Origin of the sequence: Mameliella sp. MMSF_3455, assembly GCF_030733205.1 — a bacterium.
Lineage (GTDB): Bacteria > Pseudomonadota > Alphaproteobacteria > Rhodobacterales > Rhodobacteraceae > Antarctobacter.
Genome location: NZ_JASHJL010000002.1, coordinates 114,263 through 132,818, shown reverse-complemented (window position 1 = coordinate 132,818; position 18,556 = coordinate 114,263). Strand labels below are relative to the sequence as shown.

Below are 18,556 nucleotides of genomic sequence, written 5' to 3'. Positions count from 1 at the left end.
GCGGGGTAACTGATCCGTATCCATCACCCCGACAACACAGGAGGGCCGCACATGACCGGATCTATCGTCACCGCTTCCTCCCTGGATCGTTCGGGCCGCTGATTTCCTGCGCCTGCGGGCGCGTCCCCATCCCCTTTGGACGATCCGCCATTGCGGCCCCTTAGCGGGCCGCCTCTCATGATTTGAGAAAGACGGACCTATGGGCAATTCCCCCATCGCGGCACGCGCGCGTGTCTGCGAATTCTACTCTGACGGCGCCTGGATCGAAGGGCGCGCCGTCGATCAACTGAACCAAGTTGCCGGCTGGCCCGGCATGGCTGCCGTGGCCGGCTTCCCCGACCTGCATCCGGGCCGTTATGGTCCGGTCGGTGGCGCCTTTCTGGCCGACCGCATCTATCCGCAACTGATCGGCCCGGACATCGGTTGCGGCATGGCGCTGTACCGGCTCGACCTGCCGCGCCGCAAGCTGAAGCTGGACAAGGCGGCACGACGGCTGGAGGTGCTGGAAGATGGTGCCGAAGCCGACGAGGCCCGCGCCGCACTGGCCGGAACACCGGCCGAAACCCTGGGGCCGCAGGGGCTGGGCACGCTGGGCGGTGGCAACCATTTCTGCGAGTTGCAACTGGTGCAGGAGGTGCACGACACGACAGCGGGCCTTGCGCCGGGTGATCTCTGCCTGCTGGTGCATACCGGCTCTCGCGGGCATGGGGCCGGGGTCTTCACCGGGATCGAAGACAGCTGGAAAACCGGCTTTCTGCCCGGCAGTGCGGCGGCGGAAAGCTATGTTTCCCTGCATGATGCCGCGCAGGTCTGGGCGCGGATCAACCGGGCTTTGCTGGCGCAGGCGGCGGCAGAGGCGCTGCGCTGCTCGGCCGACCTGATCTGCGATGCGCCGCACAACCACCTCGAGGCGCGCGTTGACGGCTGGCTGCACCGCAAGGGCGCGGCGGCGCCAGATCGCGGTCTGGCCCCTCTGGCCGGGTCGCGCGAAAGCCTGAGCTACCTCATGGCGGTGCCCGAGGGGCCGGCAGAGGCGCTGGGTTCGGTCTCGCACGGGGCGGGGCGTCGCTATGACCGCGCCGCCATGCATGGCCGTATCCGTCGGGTGAAATCGGAACTGGAGGCAATGCGCCAGACCCGGTTCGGCGGGCGCGTGATCTGCGCCGACCGAGACCTGCTGATCGAAGAGGCGGGCACGGCCTACAAGGACGCGGCTGCGGTGCTCGGCGATCTTGAGGCTTTCGGCCTTGCGCTGGGGGCGGCGTCGCTGGCGCCGCTCATCACCTTCAAGACCTGCAAGGGAGGCCGCTGATGGTGACGCTGTTGATTTCCAGCGGCAACGGGCCGGGCGAATGCCAGCAGGCGGTGGGCCATGTCCTGACCCGCCTGGCGGACGAGGCAGAGGCGCATCGCGTGACGCTGGACGTGGCCGAACGCGCAGGGCGCCACGGCCCGGTCTCGGCCATTGCCGTGCTCACCGGCCCGAGGGCCGAGGCGCTGGCGGCGCGCTGGGAAGGTGTGCTGCTTTGGCGGTGCCCCAGCACCCTGCGTCCCCGTCACAAGCGCAAGAACTGGTTCGTGCAGGTGTTTCGCCTGCCGGGCGCGGCGCGCGGTGAGAACATCGACCCGCGCGACGTCGAGATGACCGCGATCCGTGCCGGTGGCCCCGGCGGCCAGCACCAGAACAAGACCTCCAGCGCCATCCGTGCGCGTTGGGGTGCATATGCGGTGGTGGTGCGTGATCAGCGCTCGCAGCACCAGAACCGGCGTCTGGCGCTGGAGCGGCTGCAGGCACTGGCAGATGCGGACGCCGCCGAGGCGCAGGCGGCGCGGGACGGCCAGGCGCATTGGCTGCATCACCAGTTGCAACGAGGCGACCCGGCGCGCGTCTTCGAGGGGCCGGGATTTCGCGAACGGTGAGGAAACGACCCCCGCATGATACCCCTCTTCGGTTGTCCAGATACCTCGGGGGGAGGCCGAAGGCCGGGCGGCAGCGCCCCCCTTCACGCCCAGTCGTCGAAGCCGAACATGGTATAGTCGCGCTGGTAGGCCTCGCGCCCCAGCGCCTCGATCCGGTCGTCGTAGATCTGGGCCAGGGAAAACGGTGCGCGGTTTGGCACCGGCTGCGGATCCGGAGGGGTGCCGTGACCCACCTGCAGCGCAAGCGCAGGCAGGTAGGCCTGCATCTCGTCCTCGCGCACGATCATGTCGGGGAGAGTGAATTCGGCCATGCCCTGCAGGCATTGTGCCTGCGTTGCCCAGTGGCCGTCCACCCGCACCGCCGTCTGGCCGTTGAGGTTCGCCTTGACCCATGCCAGCCAGGCGGTGAACGCTTCGCGATGGGCGTCTACATCGTAGTCCGGCCCGGGCTCCCCCTCGGGGATGGGAAGGTTGTGCGCCCGGCGCAGCACCTTGCGGATGCCCTGGAACCCGCCCTTTTCCGTGGTCAGGATCTTGGAGCAAAAGGCGTCATGTGCACGCGCTAGCGGATGCCGGATCACGGTAAAGCTGCGGTGGCCCGGTCGGTCGCGTTTCCAGGCGCGCAAGCTGCTCTGCGTGAACTTGTCCACCAGTTTGTCCGTGCCGACACCGTCCAGGGCCGCCAGCCAGTCCTTGATCGCGCGTTCGGGGCCGGAGCGGATCGGCATGTACAGCAGGGGTGTCTCGGCTGCGGCGATGTAACTGGGCACCACCGGCCCGCGGCGTGGTTCGAAATTGGGTGTCCGGGCCAGGTTGAAACGGTCCAGCCGGGCAAGGCTCTCGGCCATCTCCTGGTAGTTTTCGACCTTCTCGGCGGTGGGCTGCGGGTTCTGCCGTTTTAGCGCGGTATTGAGGCTTTCGAGCCGCGCCTCCACCCCCAGCCATTGTGCCAGCCCGTTCATGACGGCGACGTCCTGCAGATCCTCGTAGGCGACGTAAAACGCCGTCTGACCGGTGGTTTGCAGGGCGTTCAGCAGCCTGATCTGAAACTCCTGCAACTCGGCCAGATGGGCCTCGAACTCCTCGGCGTCAAATCGCGCCAGCCCATCCTTGCGTTTCTTGACGTTGGTCAGTTTCCATTGGCCGGTGGCCTGTGCGATCTTCTTGGAGACATAGCTGTCGGCGGGGTTGCGCGTCAGCACGATCTTGGCAACGCGCGGATCGGCCAGCAGCCTGTCCAGCACGCGGGGATCGTGATCGTGGAAAAAGCGAAAGCCCCCCAGGCCGTCGCTGCCGGTACGGATGCGGTCGAGCAGGCCATGAGGATCGCGGTCACGCTCCTGTTGCGTGATGTCCAGGATGTCCGAGGCGTTGGGATAGCCGATGAAATGTGGGTTGAACGCCTCACCGTGACAGGTCAGCCCGTCAAAGGCGTTCAGGTTCGCCTCCAGGAAATTCGACCCTGTCCGCATCTCGGCGAAGATCACGAAACAGTCGAAAGGCGGGGGCATAGGGCGTTATTTCCTGACAAGATAGGGCTTGCGGGTCTTGCCGCGATGCCGCCGGGGCAGGGGATCGACCGGGAAATCGCCCATGAGATAGGGGTGCATCCCCTCGTTCTTGAGGTCCTGAAGGAACTGGCCAAAGCCATTGAGCCCGACCAGGCGCGGGGCTGCGGCCAGGCCGCGGTTGTTCCTTTGCCCGATCTCGTCGATCAGCGTCTGCAGGGGTTCCATCGGGGCCTCGATGAAATCGGCCATCGTCCATGTGCGGATGCGGGCCTTGACGTCCGGCTGGCGCAGTTCGTCCAGCATCTTTGCCTCGATCTTTTGCAGGCGCGCGGCCTCGGTCCTCACTTCGGCGAAATCGCCGCCCGACTGGAACAGGGGCACCGCCCATGCGCCAGTAATCACGCTGATCTGGGCGTTGGGGTCACGCGCCATGTGCCACAGGATCTTGGGGTTGTCGCGCGGCCCGTACTGGAAACACTGGCGTTCGCCGCGCGTGTTCCACAGCAGGTTGGTCAGAAAGGCCTTTGGGTTGGCATCCCGCAGGTTCGCATTGTCCGACAGGGCCCCGGCGATGACGGTTTCGCCGCCGGCAAAGTCCGCCCGGTCCGGCGCAAAGAGATGCCCGTGCACCTGCGCGCCGGTGGCCTTGGCGAGCCAGCTCTCGAAGCCGTCGAAAAGCTCTGCAAACCCTTGGAAGACAGAGTATTTCCCGGAAGTCACGCCGTTTTCCCAACCCCGGTTGGGGAACCGGCTTTGCATGTAGAGGCCGGGGCGGCCACGGGTCCGGCGATCGACCGCCTTGGCAAAGATCCGATCGATCTTGCCCGGATTCGGCTCCTGCCGCTGGTGGTCGCGGTTCGGCTGGGTGAGAAAGGACTGGTACAGGCGGTCCGCATGGGGCCAGATCTTGCGCGCGACGAAACAGTCGGACCGGCGCAAAAGCTGCAGGTGGTCGTCGTAGAAGATGTGCGGCTTGCCTTGGAAATCGAACTTGGACAGGGTCAACGACCGGCTCTCGATCCGCGTGGAATACAGTCGCGCCAGCGTCTGGAAATAGCTTTCGTCCGGAATCCAGACGCGGCGGAAATACCGGTCATACCGGGGGCGCTGCGGGTCCTGAAGGATCGCTGTCAGGGTCTGCCGCGTCAGGCACCACCACTGGCTGCCCATGTGCGGCACCAGCCCCGCCGGGATTCGGCGGGCATATCCTGTCGCCCGTTGCAGTTCGACGAACTTGTCGAAGAGATAACGGCTGTTGCGCCAGGAAAACGGGAACAGCAGCGTGAAGCGTTCATGATCCAGCCCGCCGACCGTCCAGGGCACATCCGCCGTGGTGGCGCTTTCGATGAAATCAGTGCGCGGGCGGTCTGCCAGATAGGTGCGCAGGTCGGCCACGGGGCGCAGCGGCAGGCAGGAGCCGGACGAGAGGTAGACATGCTGGACCTCGGGAAAGCTGTCCAGCATAAGCTGGGCGGCGTCCTGGCTGGCGGCGACAAGGCCCCAAGTGCCCCATTCGCATCGGTGGCGCCTGGAAAAGCGCACGTCGGGTATATCGGCCAGCGCTTTCCGGAACGCCTCGAACGCGGGCTTGCCGACCTTGGCGTCGACATGGATTACCACCGGGCAGCCGCCCGCCGCCCAGTGCCGTGCCACCTGTTCCGCCCGGTCAAAGGCGGTGTGGACCAGCATGACGATACCGACGCTCATGCCCAGTTGCCCTTGGACATGAGGCCGAGGATCTCAAGCTGGCGCCAGTTGATGTAGCGTTCCGACCACTTGCACCAGAGCTCCGGATTTTCGCGCACGCCTTCGGCATAGGCGATGTATTCTCGGCTGGCGCCGTAGTGCTCGCCGCGTGTCAGCTCTTCTTCGGCCTTGTCGGCGAAGGTGGACAGGAATTTCGTGTGCAGCAGGATGCCGCTGGCCTTTTCCCCGCCCCATTCGTCGTAGACCTGGTTCAGACCGCGCGGCAAAAGGTTGTGGGTGGAAGAGACATAGGCATAGCGCCGGTCCCATTTCACCAGCGGAATCTTGTTCAGCGCCGGCGCCAGCGCGGGCTTGTCGGCAAAGAACATCCGCGCGCGTGGGCCGCCCTGGATCCAGAGATTGCCGAACTTCGGGTTCTTGCTGATCGTGTAGTTCCCGGCATCGAACCAGTTGGCGATTTCCAGCGGGTCCTGCCCGGCCTCGTAGGGATGCTGGTCGATCCGGCCTTTGGGGTACATGTCCAGCAGCATGGCCGAGAACGACTTGATAGAAGAGGCATCCAGCCAGTCGGTCAGCGCGCGCAGCGGGCGCGTGTCACAGAAGGGGTAGAGAAAGAATTCGTCCGGATCGACGGTCAGCGCCCAGTGGCCGTGCGCGTGCTTCAGCAGCAGCCAGTTGAGCCAGTCCATGCCGAAACGGGCCCGCTTGTAGCTGGCGCGCGTGGTCCAGACAGAGACATCCGGCTGTTCGGCGAGGTAGTCCGCAGAGCCGTCGGTCGAGTCGTTGTCGACAAAGAAGAAATGACCCACCCCCATCTCGCGGTAGTAGCGCAGGAACCAGGGCAGGCGGACAGCTTCGTTCCGCTGGGTCGAGAACAGCAGAATGTCCGAGGGCCGGATTTGATCGGTACGGTCGGACAGCGGGCGCAGTTCCCGCCGCTTGCGGAAGGCGCGGATACGCCAGCGTTTTCGCTGCAGCCGCAGCCGGTATGCCTGCAATGCGCCCAAATTCGTGCCTCTTCAACCGCGCCGATGGGGCGCCCTGGGATCGGCTGCTATCAGGTCAGGGTTAAGACCGTTTTGAAATGCGCCTCCCATGTCGGGGGCGCAAAGCGCGGCGCCTTTACGGCGCGGGTCCGTCCTGCCTGATGATCTGCTGCCATCCGGCTTATCTCGTTGAGCCATAGATAGTGATCGGCAACATCTGCGTAAACGGGAATGTCGCCCAGGACTTCCCAGTAGACCGGGAGGTTGTTCAGCAGCAACGGTACGCCAAGCGCCGCCGCCTCGACCGGGGGCAGGCCATAGCCTTCGGCCAGGCTGGGAAAGAGCAGGCCGGCGCTGCCTTGCAGCAGCGCGCCTACCTGCCCGTCATCCAGCCCGGGCAGTTCGTGTACACGGGGCGGATGCGCGTCAAGGCGCTGAAAAACCGCGTGGTTTTCCCAGCCCCGACTGCCGCAGATCAGCAGGTGAGCCCCGGGCATGTCTTTCCAGAGGTCCAGCAGCAGGGCGTGGTTCTTGCGCGGTTCGATGGTGCCGAGGGTGACGAAATAGGGCGAGGTCCAGGGGCCAACGGGCGCCTGTGTCGGCTCTGTCAGGTCGAGGCCCAGGGGGGCCGAGATCGTCTGCGGCAGGCGCTGTGCCGGCAGGTGCCGGGCCAGCTCTTCCTCTGTCCGGCGCGAATTGCAGACCAACAGATCGGCCCGCGCGGCGCGGTTCAGGAACAGGCGGAACCGGTGAGCCGTCCCGGGGCGCTGGTACTGCGGCACGTCCAGCGGGATCGTGTCGTGGATGAACACGGTCACCCGGGCGTCGATACCCTGCAGCGCCGACAGGACGCGATCCGTCAGGTTCGTATGGCCGGTGTTCACATAGGTGATCCCGCGCGGCAGGTGGCGGCGCAGCATGGCCGACAGGCGCAGCGGCAGGCAGCGCGCCACGCAAAGGCGTCGCAGGTCGGATTCTGCCCGCGCGCGCATCGGGTCCAGCCCGCGTTTGATCCGTGACAGCCGGTCGGTCTCACCCCAGTTGCCTGTCGCGATCCGGTCGCGCAGGGCGGCACAGCCCTGCGCATCCAGCAGCGCATAGCCCAGAGATGTGCGTATCAGTCCCCAGAGAGGGCCATGCCGCAAGAGATGGGTGAGATAGGCAAATTCAACGCGGTCGACGCCGGTCATGGGGCGACCCGCCCGGCTGATCAGACGGGTCAGGTCCAGCAGGCGGTCAGTTTCTGTAGTGGCCATGTTTGTGCCAGTACCACGCGTCGGCGATCATCTGCGGCATGGTCGAGCGGTACGGTTCCCATCCCAGGTCCTCGCTGGCGCGGGTCGAGCCGGAGACGAGCTTGGTCGCATCCCCCGCACGGCGCGGCCCGTCGGTGCAGGGGACGGGCATGTTCGTCACCTGTCCCGCCGCCTCGATCACTTCGCGCACGGAAAAGCCGCGCCCGGTGCCCAGGTTGAAGGCCCGGCTGCCCTTTCCGTCGCGCAGCCAGCGCAGGCCCAGCACATGCGCCTCGACCAGGTCCATGACGTGAACATAATCGCGGATGCAGGTGCCGTCCGGGGTATCATAGTCCGTGCCATGCACGGTCAGGCCGGGGCGCTTGCCATCCACCGCCTCCAGCATGACCGGGATCAGGTGCGTCTCTGGGCGGTGATGCTCGCCGACCTCGCCCTCGGGGTCGGCGCCGGCCACGTTGAAATAGCGAAAGATCACCGATTTCAGGCCGTGCGAGGTCTCGAAATCGCGCAGGATGTTTTCCACCGCCCGTTTCGACGCGCCATAGGCGTTCAGCGGGTCCTGCGGGGTGTTTTCGTCCAGAACGACGTTGTCATGTTCGCCGTAGGTCGCGCAGGTCGAGGAAAAGACGAAATCCAGGCATCCGGCTGCGCAGGCGGCCTCGATCAGGGTCAGCGAGCCTTCGACGTTGTTGCGCCAGTACAGGCCCGGCTTGGCCATCGCCTCGCCGACCTGTGACAGGGCGGCGAAATGCATGACGGCGATGGGCTGCCACTTGGCGAAAACCTCGTCCAGGCGGGCACGGTCCGACAGGTCGCCCTTTTCGAAGGGCCCGAACTTGACCGCGTCCTTCCAGCCGGTGACGAGGTTGTCGTAGGTGACGGGCGTGTAGCCCGCCGCTCGCAATGCCTTGCAGGCGTGGCTGCCGACATAGCCTGCCCCGCCTGTCACCAGTACCTGCGTCACGAAGTTATTCCGCCGCCTTGCGGGTTACCGCCAGTTCGTCGAGATAGGCGCCCAGGTCATCCTTCAGGTCGTCGCGGGCCAGGCCAAAGGCGACGGTCGCCTGCAGGAAGCCGGCCTTCGAGCCGCAATCGAACCGCTGGCCGTTGAAGCGGTAGCCGTAGACACCGCCGCCGTTGATTTCCTTGGCGATGGCATCGGTCAACTGGATCTCGCCCCCGGCGCCGGTTTTCGGGTTTTCCAGATGCTTGAACACTTCCGGAGACAGGATGTAGCGCCCGATCACGGCCAGATTCGACGGAGCCTCGTCGGCCTTGGGTTTCTCGACCATGCCTTGCACCTTGACGATGTGGCCCATGTCCTCGGAACAATCGAGCACGCCGTAGGCGTTGACCTTGTCGCGCGGCACTTCCATCGCGGCGACCATGTTGCCGCCGGTCTCGGCATAGGCTTCGACCATCTGCTGCAGGCAGGGCTTTTCCGCGGCGATCACGTCATCGGGCAGCATCACGGCAAAGGGCTGGTTGCCGATGAGCCGACGGGCGCACCAGATCGCGTGACCGAGGCCCAGTGCCTTGTGCTGTCGGATATAGGCGATCTCGCCAGAGTCCATGTTGGTCGACAGCAGGATATCCAGCAGCTTGTCCTTGCCCTTTTGGCGCAATTGCTCTTCGAGCTGGGGCGCCACGTCAAAATAATCCTCCAGCGCGCCTTTGCCGCGCGAGGTGACAAAGATGAATTCCTCGATTCCGGCGGCGCGGGCCTCGTCGATGGCGTATTGCACCAGGGGTCGGTCCACCAGGGTCATGATTTCCTTGGGAACGGATTTGGTGGCCGGGAGGAAACGGGTGCCAAGCCCCGCCACGGGAAAGATCGCCTTGGTGACTTTCGTGTTCATTACAGTCTCCATATGTCCTTGCCTTCGGGCCGATCAGGGCCTGGCCTTGCGGCTTTCATACCTTAGGGCAGGGCAAAAACCTTGGTAAAGTTGTGTTCGCAATATGTCATTGAGGGCCTTTCGGACCTACGATGGCGCATTAGCCTCGTGTTTTCTGAATTCGCACAATCTCCGACGAGACGCGAGAAGAAAAGAACCACGGTCGAATGGCGCGGCCCTCGCGCACGCTTTGACCGAAGGTGCCGCCCGATTGCAGCCATATCCCCTCGGGGGTGAAAGTTACCCGGTGGCGCCGCGCCGTGGGCGAAAACACGAACAGGCTGACGATCGTGCCGCCTTCCACGGCTTTCGCCGCCTCGGCACGCAGACGGGCGGCCTGCCAGGGGCGGCCCGAAAGGTGCAGCCGCGGTGCATCGGGGTGACCGGGATAGGATAGGAAAGGACGTGCCGGCGGAGGCATGGGCGGGGTGCTGCCGAAGAGGCGGGTCGCGCCCTCTTTTCCGCCCCGCCGCAGCCCCCGCATCAGCCGTATCACGTCTCCCGGATCCAGCGGCCCGCGCTGCATGAAACGCAACAGCCGTTGGCGCTGGGCGCGGACAAAGGCCCTCCAGGTGGGTTTGCGCGCCTTCTCGGGGCAATGCTTGCGCAAAAAGATCATCTGCGACGCGCTGATCTGGGTCAGGTCGCGCGGGCTGCGGTCCCTGGCGCGGCGCGGGCTTTCGGCAAAGCCGTGATGCACCTGTGCCAGCGGTACCAGTGCGGTCAGATGTCCCCGGGCGGCAAGACGCAGGTTCAGGTCCGTCTCGTCCAGGTAGAACCGAAAGGCCGGGTCGAAGCCACCCATCTCTGCCAGCACGGACCGGCGCACCGCCATGTTGGTGCCTTCGGTCTTGATGGCCTGGCCTTCGGGCGGGGTGGGGACAACGGCGTCGTCGCCGGTCAGGTCCAGGTCATGGGCGGTGCCGGTCACGTCGACCGTCCGCGCCCGCCACTGGTACGAGATGCCGTTGCGCCCGATCACATAGCCGCCGGCGCAGGCCACGCGGGGGTCCGCAAAGGGCGCCACGAGGTGCCGGAGCCAGAGCGGTTCCGGTACTGCGTCATCGTCGACAAAGGCGACAATTTCACCGCTCGCCGCACCGATGCCCAGATTTCGGGCGCTGGAGATATTGGCCTCGTCGTATGGAACCAGCTTGATCCGGGGGGCATCCGGGCGGCTGGTCACCGCCGCCACCCCGGCGGGGCAGGCGACCACGACCACCTCGAACGGGGCATAGTCCAGTTGCGCCACGCCGGTCAGGCACCGCATCAGCGCCGCCGGTCGGTCCCGGCTGACGATGACGATGCTGACCGGCGGGGTCACTTTGGCTCAGGCCTCTTTCAAATCCACCCCCGGAGCGTAGGCGATGAAGAAGGGGTTGGCGAACCCTTCCTTGCCGTAGGCCAGCGGGGTGTGGTCGTCGAACCGGACCACCCGGCCTCCCGCGCCATGCAGGACGGCATGACCGGCGGCGGTGTCCCATTCCATCGTGCGGCCCAGGCGCGGGTAGAGATCGGCCTCGCCGGTGGCGACAAGGCAGAACTTCAGAGAGGAACCGGCGCTGGTCATGTCCTTGACGTCATACTTGGCGATGTAGTCGTCGGTGGCCTGGTCGCGGTGCGATTTCGACGCCACCACCATCAGCTTGGAGTTGTCGGGGTCGGTGACGCTGATCGGCGTGGTCTCACCGGTTGTTTCCAGGTCGAAGGGGCCGGTTTCCTCGACCGACTTGCCGACGCTGTCGGTGAAGAACATGCGGCCCTTGGCCGGGGCATAGACGACACCCCGCGTCGGCACGCCATCCTCGACCAGGGCGATGTTCACGGTAAAGTCGCCGCGGCGTTTGATGAATTCCTTGGTGCCGTCCAGCGGGTCGACGATCAGGAAGGTCATCGCTGAGACATCGTGGCTGTCGGCCTGTTCCTCGGTCACCAGCGCCACGTCCGGGAAGGCCGCGCGCAGGCCTTCGGAGATCAGCGCGTCGGCGGCCTCGTCCGCGACGGTGACGGGGCTGTTGTCCGACTTCACCATGACCTCGAAGTCGTCGGAGTTGTAGATCTCCATGATCTTTTCGCCCGCCTGCAGGGCCAGTCGGCGCATCACGGTGGTCAGTTCGGAATAGTTCATGACAAGGCTCCAGACCGCGCGGGCCTCGCGCGGGTTTATTGATTTGAAAGCTTGCGGGTCTTATGCTGCCCACAACCAAGAACGACAAGTGTGCGCTCGATTGCAAGGACGCACCCGGAGCAGGCAAGATGTTTCAAGCTTCAAGACCGCGCTCCCGGTTGGGATCATTCATCTACATCTTTGAACTGATCTACCACAATTCCGTGCGCGCGGTGCGCAAGACGCATGGAAATGCCTTCATCGCGATCTTCATGAACATGCTGCAGACGATCATCTTCGTTCTGGCGTTCTATTTCATGTTCCAGATCCTCGGGATGCGCAGCGCGGCCCTGCGCGGCGATTTCCTCGTCTACATCATGACCGGCGTCTTTCTCTTCATGACGCACACCAAGACGCTGGGCGCCGTCGCCGGCTCCGAAGGGCCCGCCAGCCCGATGATGCAGCATGCGCCGATGAACACGGCCATCGCCATCGCCTCGGCGATGATCTCGACGCTCTACATCCAGATCCTGTCGCTGATGGTGATTCTCTTCGTCTACGACGTGGCCTTCAACCCAGGCGTCATGCAGGAGATCCACGATCCCATCGGCTGCATGGCGATGATCCTGCTGTCGTGGTTCTCGGGCGGGGCGATCGGGCTGGTTTTCCTGGCGGCCAAGCCCTGGTTCCCGACCCCGGTCAGCATCATCTCGACCGTGTACCAGCGCGCCAACATGATCGCGAGCGGCAAGATGTTCGTGGCCAATACCCTGCCCAGCTACATGCTGGTGATGTTCGACTGGAATCCCCTTTTCCACACCATCGACCAGTCGCGGGGGTACGCTTTCGTGGATTACAACCCCCGGAATTCCGACTCGGAATATGCTTTGTACCTGAGTATCATCCTCGTAATGATTGGTCTCATGGGTGAGTTCTACACCCGCAAACACGCTTCGGCCTCGTGGAGCGCGCGCCGCTGACGCACTCTCTCCTCCGGGCCGGGGCGCGGATATAAGGACGAGAGTAATGAATAGATTTGCAGCCATTTTCATTTGCCTTGCAGGGGCAGCTTCGGCGCAGGATTTCCCGGCGCTCTACAATGTCACGGGGGTCGATGACGGCGATGTGCTGAACATGCGCACCCGCCCCACCGAGAACGGTACCGTGATCGGCGCGCTGGATCATGATGCCCGGCTGGTCGAGGTGATCGAGGAAGACGACGGCTGGGGCCGGGTCAACGTCGCTGGCCTGTCCGGCTGGGTGCCGCTGGAGTCGATGGAGCGCCAGGAGGGCACCGAACTGCCCGCCGGTTACCAGTTCAAGTGTTTCGGCACCGAACCGTTCTGGAGCGCGACCGTGGTTCAGGACGACAAGCTGACCTTCACCCGGCCGGATGACGACGACAAGGTGTTCAGCGCGTCGAACCTGACCACCGCCACCAGCCGCGATCACCCCTTTGCCCTGCTGGGCGCCAAGATGGGCGAACATGTGACCTTGGTCATGACGCATGAAATCTGCACCGACGGCATGTCCGACTACAAGTTCGGCTATTCCGGCGCGGTGGTGATCGGCGGCTATGAAACGCAGGTCTACACCGGCTGCTGTTCGCTGGACGTGAACTGAGGCGGGGGCGGCGATGCTGCGGGGTCTGCTTGCACTGCTGGTCCTTGGCACCGCCGCCGCGGCCCAGGACAGCTATCCGCGCCTGCATGACGTCGTGGGCGTGGCCTCTGACGACGTGCTGAACCTGCGAGCCGGGCCGGGTGCGAGTCACGACAAGGTCGGCGAACTGGCCTTTGACGCCCGCGCGGTCGAGGTGGTCCGGGCCGAGGGCAACTGGGGCCTCGTGAATACCGGAGAACAGCCCGGCTGGGCCTCGCTGCGCTATCTTTCTCCGCGTGCGGACGGCGATCTGCCCAATGTCCGCCGCGTGACCTGCGGCGGTACCGAACCCTTCTGGGATGTCGAGGTGTTCGCGGGAAAGGATGCCCTGGTCCGGACACCGATGAACTACGAATCCGGCGACAGGTTTTCCGTCGGCCTGTTCCAGAGGGCCTACAACCCGTTGGAAAAGTACGTCCTGCAGGGCACGGATGGCAGCCGCGACCTGGCGCTTGTCGTGGCCGGGGCCTATTGCGACGATGGCATGTCCGACAATGAATTCGCGCTGGATGCGACATTGATCGTCACTGGCGCGGATGGATACGTCTATTCCGGCTGCTGCGCGCTGTCAGACTAGGGCCGCGGCCCGGATGCTCAGGTCACCACCCGCAGCGTCAGGTTGATGCGCCCGCCGTTCGGCAACAGCGTGGACGAGCCGAAGCGGATCCGGTCCAGCCCGTGAAACGCCAGCCGGGCCTCACCCCCCATCACCACCACGTCCCCGGATTTCAGCCAGATCGACGAGGTCTTGCCGCCGCGGTCCACGTTGCCCATGCGAAACAGCCCCTCGTCCCCCAGCGAGACAGAGACCACCGGGCAGGAGAAATCTGCCTCGTCCTCGTCGCGGTGCAATCCCATGCGGGCGCCCTCGCTGTACCAGTTGATCAGGCAGCACTCCGGCAGCCGCGCACAGCCCGAGACACCGCGCCAGATTGTCAGCACCTCTTCGGGGATCGGCGGCCAGTCCATGCCGTCCGGGTGGCGCCTTTCATAGCGATAGCCCTTGCTGTCGCTGTACCAGCCAAATGTGCCCGCGGCGCTCATCCGCACCGACATCGGCCCGCGCCGCGTGCGTGGCGTGAACAGCGGCGCCCGTGCCAGAACCTCGCGCAGGCGGTCCACGAGGGCCTCCTGCGCCGGACGGTCGAGAAAGCCGGGATGGATGACAAAGCCATTTTGCGTGATCGCATCGGTCATGAGGCGGTTGTCAAGGAAAGCGGGCCGGATGCCAACCGATGTTAACGAGAAAGCCGTCAAATGCAGTCATCAGGACGCTTGCAGGCCCTCATGGCCCTCCTTATATGTCCTCCGAACGCCGGGCACGCCCCTTGCAGCGTGCCCGGCGACCACCATACGGGGCTGGATGCCGTAGCGGGTCCGTCGCCTCGTGACATCGCCTTGAGAATGAAAGGGATCGAAACATGGGTAAAGTGATCGGTATCGACCTCGGCACCACCAACTCCTGCGTGGCCATCATGGATGGTTCCCAGGCCCGCGTGATCGAGAACGCCGAAGGTGCACGCACCACCCCCTCCATTGTCGCCTTCACCGAAGATGAGCGACTGGTCGGCCAGCCCGCCAAGCGGCAGGCCGTGACCAACCCGGAAAACACCGTCTTCGCGGTCAAGCGCCTGATCGGCCGCCGCGTCGGTGACCCCGAGGTCACCAAGGACAAGGACATTGTCCCCTACAAGATCATCGACGGCGGCAACGGCGACGCCTGGGTGGAAACCCGTGGCGAGAAATACTCGCCCTCGCAGGTTTCGGCCTTCACGCTGCAGAAGATGAAGGAAACCGCCGAGAGCTATCTTGGCGAGGAAGTGACCCAGGCGGTCATCACCGTCCCGGCCTACTTCAACGACGCCCAGCGTCAGGCCACCAAGGACGCCGGCAAGATCGCCGGGCTCGAAGTGCTGCGCATCATCAACGAGCCGACGGCCGCCGCGCTGGCCTATGGTCTCGACAAGAAGGATTCGAAAACCATCGCGGTCTACGACCTTGGCGGCGGTACCTTCGACGTGACCATCCTGGAAATCGACGACGGCCTGTTCGAGGTGAAGTCGACCAACGGTGACACCTTCCTGGGTGGTGAAGACTTCGACATGCGGATCGTCAACTACCTGGCGGACGAATTCAAGAAAGAGCACCAAGTCGACCTGACCAAGGACAAGATGGCCCTGCAGCGCCTGAAAGAGGCGGCGGAAAAGGCCAAGATCGAACTGTCCTCGGCCACCCAGACCGAGATCAACCAGCCGTTCATCTCGATGGGCTCCAACGGCCAGCCGCTGCACATGGTGATGAAGCTGACCCGCGCCAAGCTGGAAAGCCTCGTCGGCGACCTGATCAAGAACTCGATCAAGCCCTGCCAGGCCGCGCTCAAGGATGCCGGCATCTCCAAGGACGAGATCGACGAGATCGTTCTGGTCGGCGGTCAGACCCGTATGCCCAAGGTCATCGAGGAAGTGACCAAGTTCTTCGGCAAGGAGCCCCACAAGGGCGTGAACCCGGACGAGGTCGTCGCGATGGGCGCCGCCATCCAGGCCGGCGTGCTGCAGGGTGACGTCAAGGACGTGGTTCTGCTGGACGTGACCCCGCTGAGCCTCGGCATCGAGACGCTGGGCGGTGTCTTTACCCGCCTGATCGACCGAAACACCACAATCCCGACCAAGAAGTCGCAGATCTTCTCCACCGCCGAGGACAACCAGTCGGCCGTGACGATCCGCGTCTTCCAGGGTGAGCGCGAGATGGCTGCGGACAACAAGATGCTGGGCCAGTTCAACCTCGAGGAAATCCCGCCGGCGCCGCGTGGCATGCCGCAGATCGAGGTGACTTTCGACATCGATGCCAACGGCATCGTCTCTGTCGGTGCCAAGGACAAGGGCACCAACAAGGAGCAGAAGATCACCATCCAGGCCTCGGGCGGTCTGTCGGATGACGACATCGAGCGGATGGTCAAGGAAGCGGAAGAGAACGCCGACGCCGACAAGGCCCGCAAGGAGCTGGTCGAGGCGCGCAACCAGGCCGAAAGCCTCATCCACTCGACCGAGAAGTCGATCGAGGAGCATGGCGACAAGGTCGATCCCTCGACCGTCGAGGCGATCGAACTGGCCGTGGCCGCGCTCAAGGACGATCTCGAAAAGGACGACGTCACTGCCGAGAAGCTCAAGGGCGGGATCCAGAACGTGACCGAAGCGGCCATGAAGCTGGGCGAAGCGATCTACAAGGCCCAGGCCGAGGAAGGCGCCGACGCCCCCGAGGCCGCCGATGACGCTGCAGGTCCGGGCGACGACGACATCGTCGACGCCGATTTCGAGGATCTCGACGACAACAAGCGGGCCTGAGGCCAGCGCCCTCGGAACCAATCTGGGGCCGGTCCGGACACCGGGCCGGCCCCATGACGTTCCGCAACGAGGAGGACGACCATGTCCAAACGAGACTATTACGACGTACTCGGCCTCGCGCGCGGTGCATCGGCAGACGAGATCAAGAAAGCCTACCGCAAGAAGGCCAAGGAACTGCACCCGGACCGCAACGCCGACAACCCGGAGGCCGAGTCGCAGTTCAAGGAGGCCAACGAGGCCTATGACGTTCTGAAGGATGCCGACAAGAAGGCGGCCTACGACCGCTTCGGCCACGCGGCCTTCGAAGGCGGCATGGGCGGAGGCCCGCGTCCCGGCGGCGGCATGGGTGGCGGCAACGCCGATTTCGCCAGCGCCTTTTCGGACGTCTTCGACGATCTCTTCGGCGATTTCATGGGGGGCCGCCAGGGGGGGCGCCAGCGTGCGGCCCGCGGGGCTGACCTGCGCTACAACCTGCGGGTGACGCTGGAAGAGGCTTACAACGGTCTGCAAAAGACGATCAAGGTGCCGACCTCGATCCAGTGTGATGAATGCAATGGCTCGGGTGCCGAAGGCGGGGCAGAACCGACCACCTGTCCGACCTGTTCGGGCCTGGGCAAGGTCCGCGCGACGCAAGGGTTCTTTACCGTGGAACGGACCTGTCCGACCTGTTCGGGCCTGGGCCAGATCATCAAGAACCCCTGCAACAACTGCGGCGGTGCGGGCCGGGTGCAGAAGGAACGCGCCTTGTCGGTGAACATCCCCGCGGGTGTGGAAACGGGCACCCGCATTCGCCTTGCGGGCGAAGGTGAGGCCGGGATGCGGGGTGGTCCTCCGGGCGATCTTTACATCTTCATCGAGGTCGAGCCGCACAAGATCTTTGAACGTGACGGCGCCGAATTGCACTGCCGCGTGCCGGTTTCGATGACCGTGGCCGCACTGGGCGGCGACATCGAGGTGCCGACGATCGACGGCGGCCGCTCGCGCGTCAAGATCCCCTCGGGTAGCCAGTCCGGCCGCCAGATGCGCCTGCGTGGCAAGGGCATGCCGGCGCTGCGCGGCGGGGCCGCTGGTGACATGTTCATCGAGCTTGCGGTGGAAACCCCGGTCAACCTGACGTTGAAACAGAAGGAACTCCTGCGTGAGTTCGAATCCCTGGCCGAAGACAACAACCCGGAATCGCACAGTTTCTTCACCTCGGTGAAGAATTTCTGGGACTCCATGAAGGGATGATCTGACGCACCGCGCTCCGCGCGGCGAAGCCTCCAGTGGAGGGTTCGGTCAGATCACGGGGCGCTCCCGACGTGACAGGCGCCATGCACGGGCCGTGCGTGGCGCCTTTGCGTTCGCAGATTGTTCAGGTCCGTTAACCAACTGTTCACTTCGGTGCGCCACCATCGCGGGCATGACCCGAGGACCGCATTTCTCCGACTCACAGGCTGCCCTCTTCGATCATGACGAGGCACCCGCCCGGCCCGGACCGGGCGCGCAGAAACTGCCGTCCTACATCCGGGACCACCGTGCGCGCCTGCGCGAGAGGTTCCTGATCGGCGGCGCCGAGGCCCTGCCGGACTACGAATTGATGGAACTGGTTCTGTTCCGGGCCATCCCGCGGCGGGACGTCAAGCCACTGGCGCGCCTGCTGCTGGATACCTTCGGGGATTTCAACGGCGTCGTCTCGGCGCCCCTGCATCGCCTGAAAGAGGTCAATGGAGTCGGAGAGGCCGTCGTGACGGAGCTCAAGATCGTCGAGGCGGCCGCGCACCGTCTGGCGCGGTCGCGGGTCCTGCGCAAACAGGTGGTCAGCAGCTGGGACGCGCTGATCGACTATTGCCAGACCACCATGTCCCACCGCGACACCGAACAGTTCCGGATCCTGTTTCTCGACCGCAAGAACGTGCTGATCGCCGACGAGCCGCAGGCGCGCGGCACGGTCGATCATGTGCCCGTCTACCCGCGTGAGGTGGTGAAACGGGCGCTGGAGCTCAACGCCTCGGCGCTCATCCTGGTGCATAACCACCCGTCCGGCGATCCGACGCCCAGCCAGGCAGATATCGACATGACGGCACAGATCCAGGTGGCGGCCGATGCCTTGGGCATCACGCTACACGATCACCTGGTGATCGGGAAATCACGAGAGCTGAGTTTCCGCAGCGAGGGGCTTCTCTGAC

Annotated in this window: 17 protein-coding genes; 8 read left to right on the top strand and 9 right to left on the bottom strand. The window is 64.7% G+C overall.

Annotated elements, in window-relative coordinates:
- The first annotated feature begins 199 nt into the window (after positions 1-199).
- Together RBB42_RS01800 and prfH are read left to right on the top strand one after the other, a co-directional pair.
- Entirely contained in the window at positions 200-1,312 is a 1,113-nt protein-coding gene (locus tag RBB42_RS01800) for an RNA ligase RtcB family protein (protein ID WP_305967897.1), read from the top strand.
- Positions 1,312-1,920, top strand: coding sequence for a peptide chain release factor H (gene prfH, locus RBB42_RS01795; RefSeq protein ID WP_305967898.1), 609 nt, complete (start codon positions 1,312-1,314; stop codon positions 1,918-1,920). The genes RBB42_RS01800 and prfH overlap by 1 nt, the downstream gene beginning before the upstream one ends.
- 83 nt (positions 1,921-2,003) lie before the next feature.
- On the opposite strand, the gene RBB42_RS01790 is transcribed toward prfH, so the two are convergent.
- From RBB42_RS01790 to cysQ, 8 genes are all read right to left on the bottom strand, one after another.
- On the bottom strand, positions 2,004-3,431 hold the full coding sequence (locus RBB42_RS01790; protein WP_305967899.1) for a sulfotransferase family 2 domain-containing protein: 1,428 nt from the start codon (positions 3,429-3,431) through the stop codon (positions 2,004-2,006).
- Positions 3,432-3,437: 6 nt separating this feature from the next.
- Entirely contained in the window at positions 3,438-5,138 is a 1,701-nt protein-coding gene (locus RBB42_RS01785; RefSeq protein ID WP_305967900.1) for a DUF5927 domain-containing protein, read from the bottom strand.
- A complete protein-coding gene (locus RBB42_RS01780) occupies positions 5,135-6,145 on the bottom strand; it encodes a glycosyltransferase family 2 protein (RefSeq protein WP_305967901.1) in 1,011 nt (336 codons plus the stop codon). Before RBB42_RS01780 ends, RBB42_RS01785 begins: the two co-directional genes overlap by 4 nt.
- Positions 6,146-6,195: 50 nt before the next feature.
- A complete protein-coding gene (locus RBB42_RS01775) occupies positions 6,196-7,380 on the bottom strand; it encodes a glycosyltransferase family 4 protein (protein ID WP_305967902.1) in 1,185 nt (394 codons plus the stop codon).
- Positions 7,361-8,344 carry a UDP-glucose 4-epimerase GalE gene (gene galE / locus RBB42_RS01770; protein WP_305967903.1) on the bottom strand — a complete coding sequence of 328 codons (984 nt, stop codon included), beginning with the start codon at positions 8,342-8,344 and terminating at the stop codon, positions 7,361-7,363. The genes RBB42_RS01775 and galE overlap by 20 nt, the downstream gene beginning before the upstream one ends.
- Before the next feature lie 4 nt (positions 8,345-8,348).
- Positions 8,349-9,239 (bottom strand): UTP--glucose-1-phosphate uridylyltransferase GalU, encoded by an 891-nt coding sequence (galU, locus tag RBB42_RS01765; RefSeq protein WP_305967904.1) that lies wholly within the window; start codon positions 9,237-9,239, stop codon positions 8,349-8,351.
- Positions 9,240-9,378: 139 nt separating this feature from the next.
- Entirely contained in the window at positions 9,379-10,602 is a 1,224-nt protein-coding gene (locus RBB42_RS01760) for a glycosyltransferase family 2 protein (protein ID WP_305967905.1), read from the bottom strand.
- A gap of 6 nt (positions 10,603-10,608) precedes the next feature.
- Positions 10,609-11,406 carry a 3'(2'),5'-bisphosphate nucleotidase CysQ gene (cysQ, locus tag RBB42_RS01755; RefSeq protein WP_305967906.1) on the bottom strand — a complete coding sequence of 266 codons (798 nt, stop codon included), beginning with the start codon at positions 11,404-11,406 and terminating at the stop codon, positions 10,609-10,611.
- A gap of 128 nt (positions 11,407-11,534) precedes the next feature.
- Here cysQ and RBB42_RS01750 point away from each other — a divergent pair, with 128 nt between their 5' ends.
- The 3 genes from RBB42_RS01750 to RBB42_RS01740 are packed head-to-tail and all read left to right on the top strand — an operon-like array spanning position 11,535 to position 13,624.
- Positions 11,535-12,365 (top strand): ABC transporter permease, encoded by an 831-nt coding sequence (locus RBB42_RS01750; protein WP_305967907.1) that lies wholly within the window; start codon positions 11,535-11,537, stop codon positions 12,363-12,365.
- 46 nt (positions 12,366-12,411) lie between these two features.
- Positions 12,412-13,008 (top strand): COG3650 family protein, encoded by a 597-nt coding sequence (locus RBB42_RS01745; protein ID WP_305967908.1) that lies wholly within the window; start codon positions 12,412-12,414, stop codon positions 13,006-13,008.
- A gap of 13 nt (positions 13,009-13,021) precedes the next feature.
- Positions 13,022-13,624 (top strand): SH3 domain-containing protein, encoded by a 603-nt coding sequence (locus tag RBB42_RS01740; RefSeq protein ID WP_305967909.1) that lies wholly within the window; start codon positions 13,022-13,024, stop codon positions 13,622-13,624.
- Between the two features lie 17 nt (positions 13,625-13,641).
- Here the strand turns inward: RBB42_RS01740 and RBB42_RS01735 are convergent, their stop codons facing one another.
- Complete coding sequence (locus RBB42_RS01735; RefSeq protein WP_305967910.1) at positions 13,642-14,244, bottom strand: alpha-ketoglutarate-dependent dioxygenase AlkB family protein; 603 nt, start codon at positions 14,242-14,244, stop codon at positions 13,642-13,644.
- A 224-nt stretch (positions 14,245-14,468) separates the two neighbouring features.
- On the opposite strand from RBB42_RS01735, the gene dnaK reads away from it, so the two are divergent.
- The 3 genes from dnaK to radC all read left to right on the top strand — a co-directional run bounded on the left by dnaK (position 14,469) and on the right by radC (position 18,555).
- On the top strand, positions 14,469-16,388 hold the full coding sequence (gene dnaK, locus RBB42_RS01730; protein ID WP_305967911.1) for a molecular chaperone DnaK: 1,920 nt from the start codon (positions 14,469-14,471) through the stop codon (positions 16,386-16,388).
- A gap of 81 nt (positions 16,389-16,469) precedes the next feature.
- Positions 16,470-17,618: a molecular chaperone DnaJ gene (gene dnaJ / locus RBB42_RS01725; protein WP_305967912.1), complete on the top strand. Its 1,149-nt coding sequence runs from the start codon at positions 16,470-16,472 to the stop codon at positions 17,616-17,618.
- A 172-nt stretch (positions 17,619-17,790) separates the two neighbouring features.
- Positions 17,791-18,555: a RadC family protein gene (radC, locus tag RBB42_RS01720; protein ID WP_305967913.1), complete on the top strand. Its 765-nt coding sequence runs from the start codon at positions 17,791-17,793 to the stop codon at positions 18,553-18,555.
- The last annotated feature ends 1 nt before the right edge of the window (position 18,556 follow it).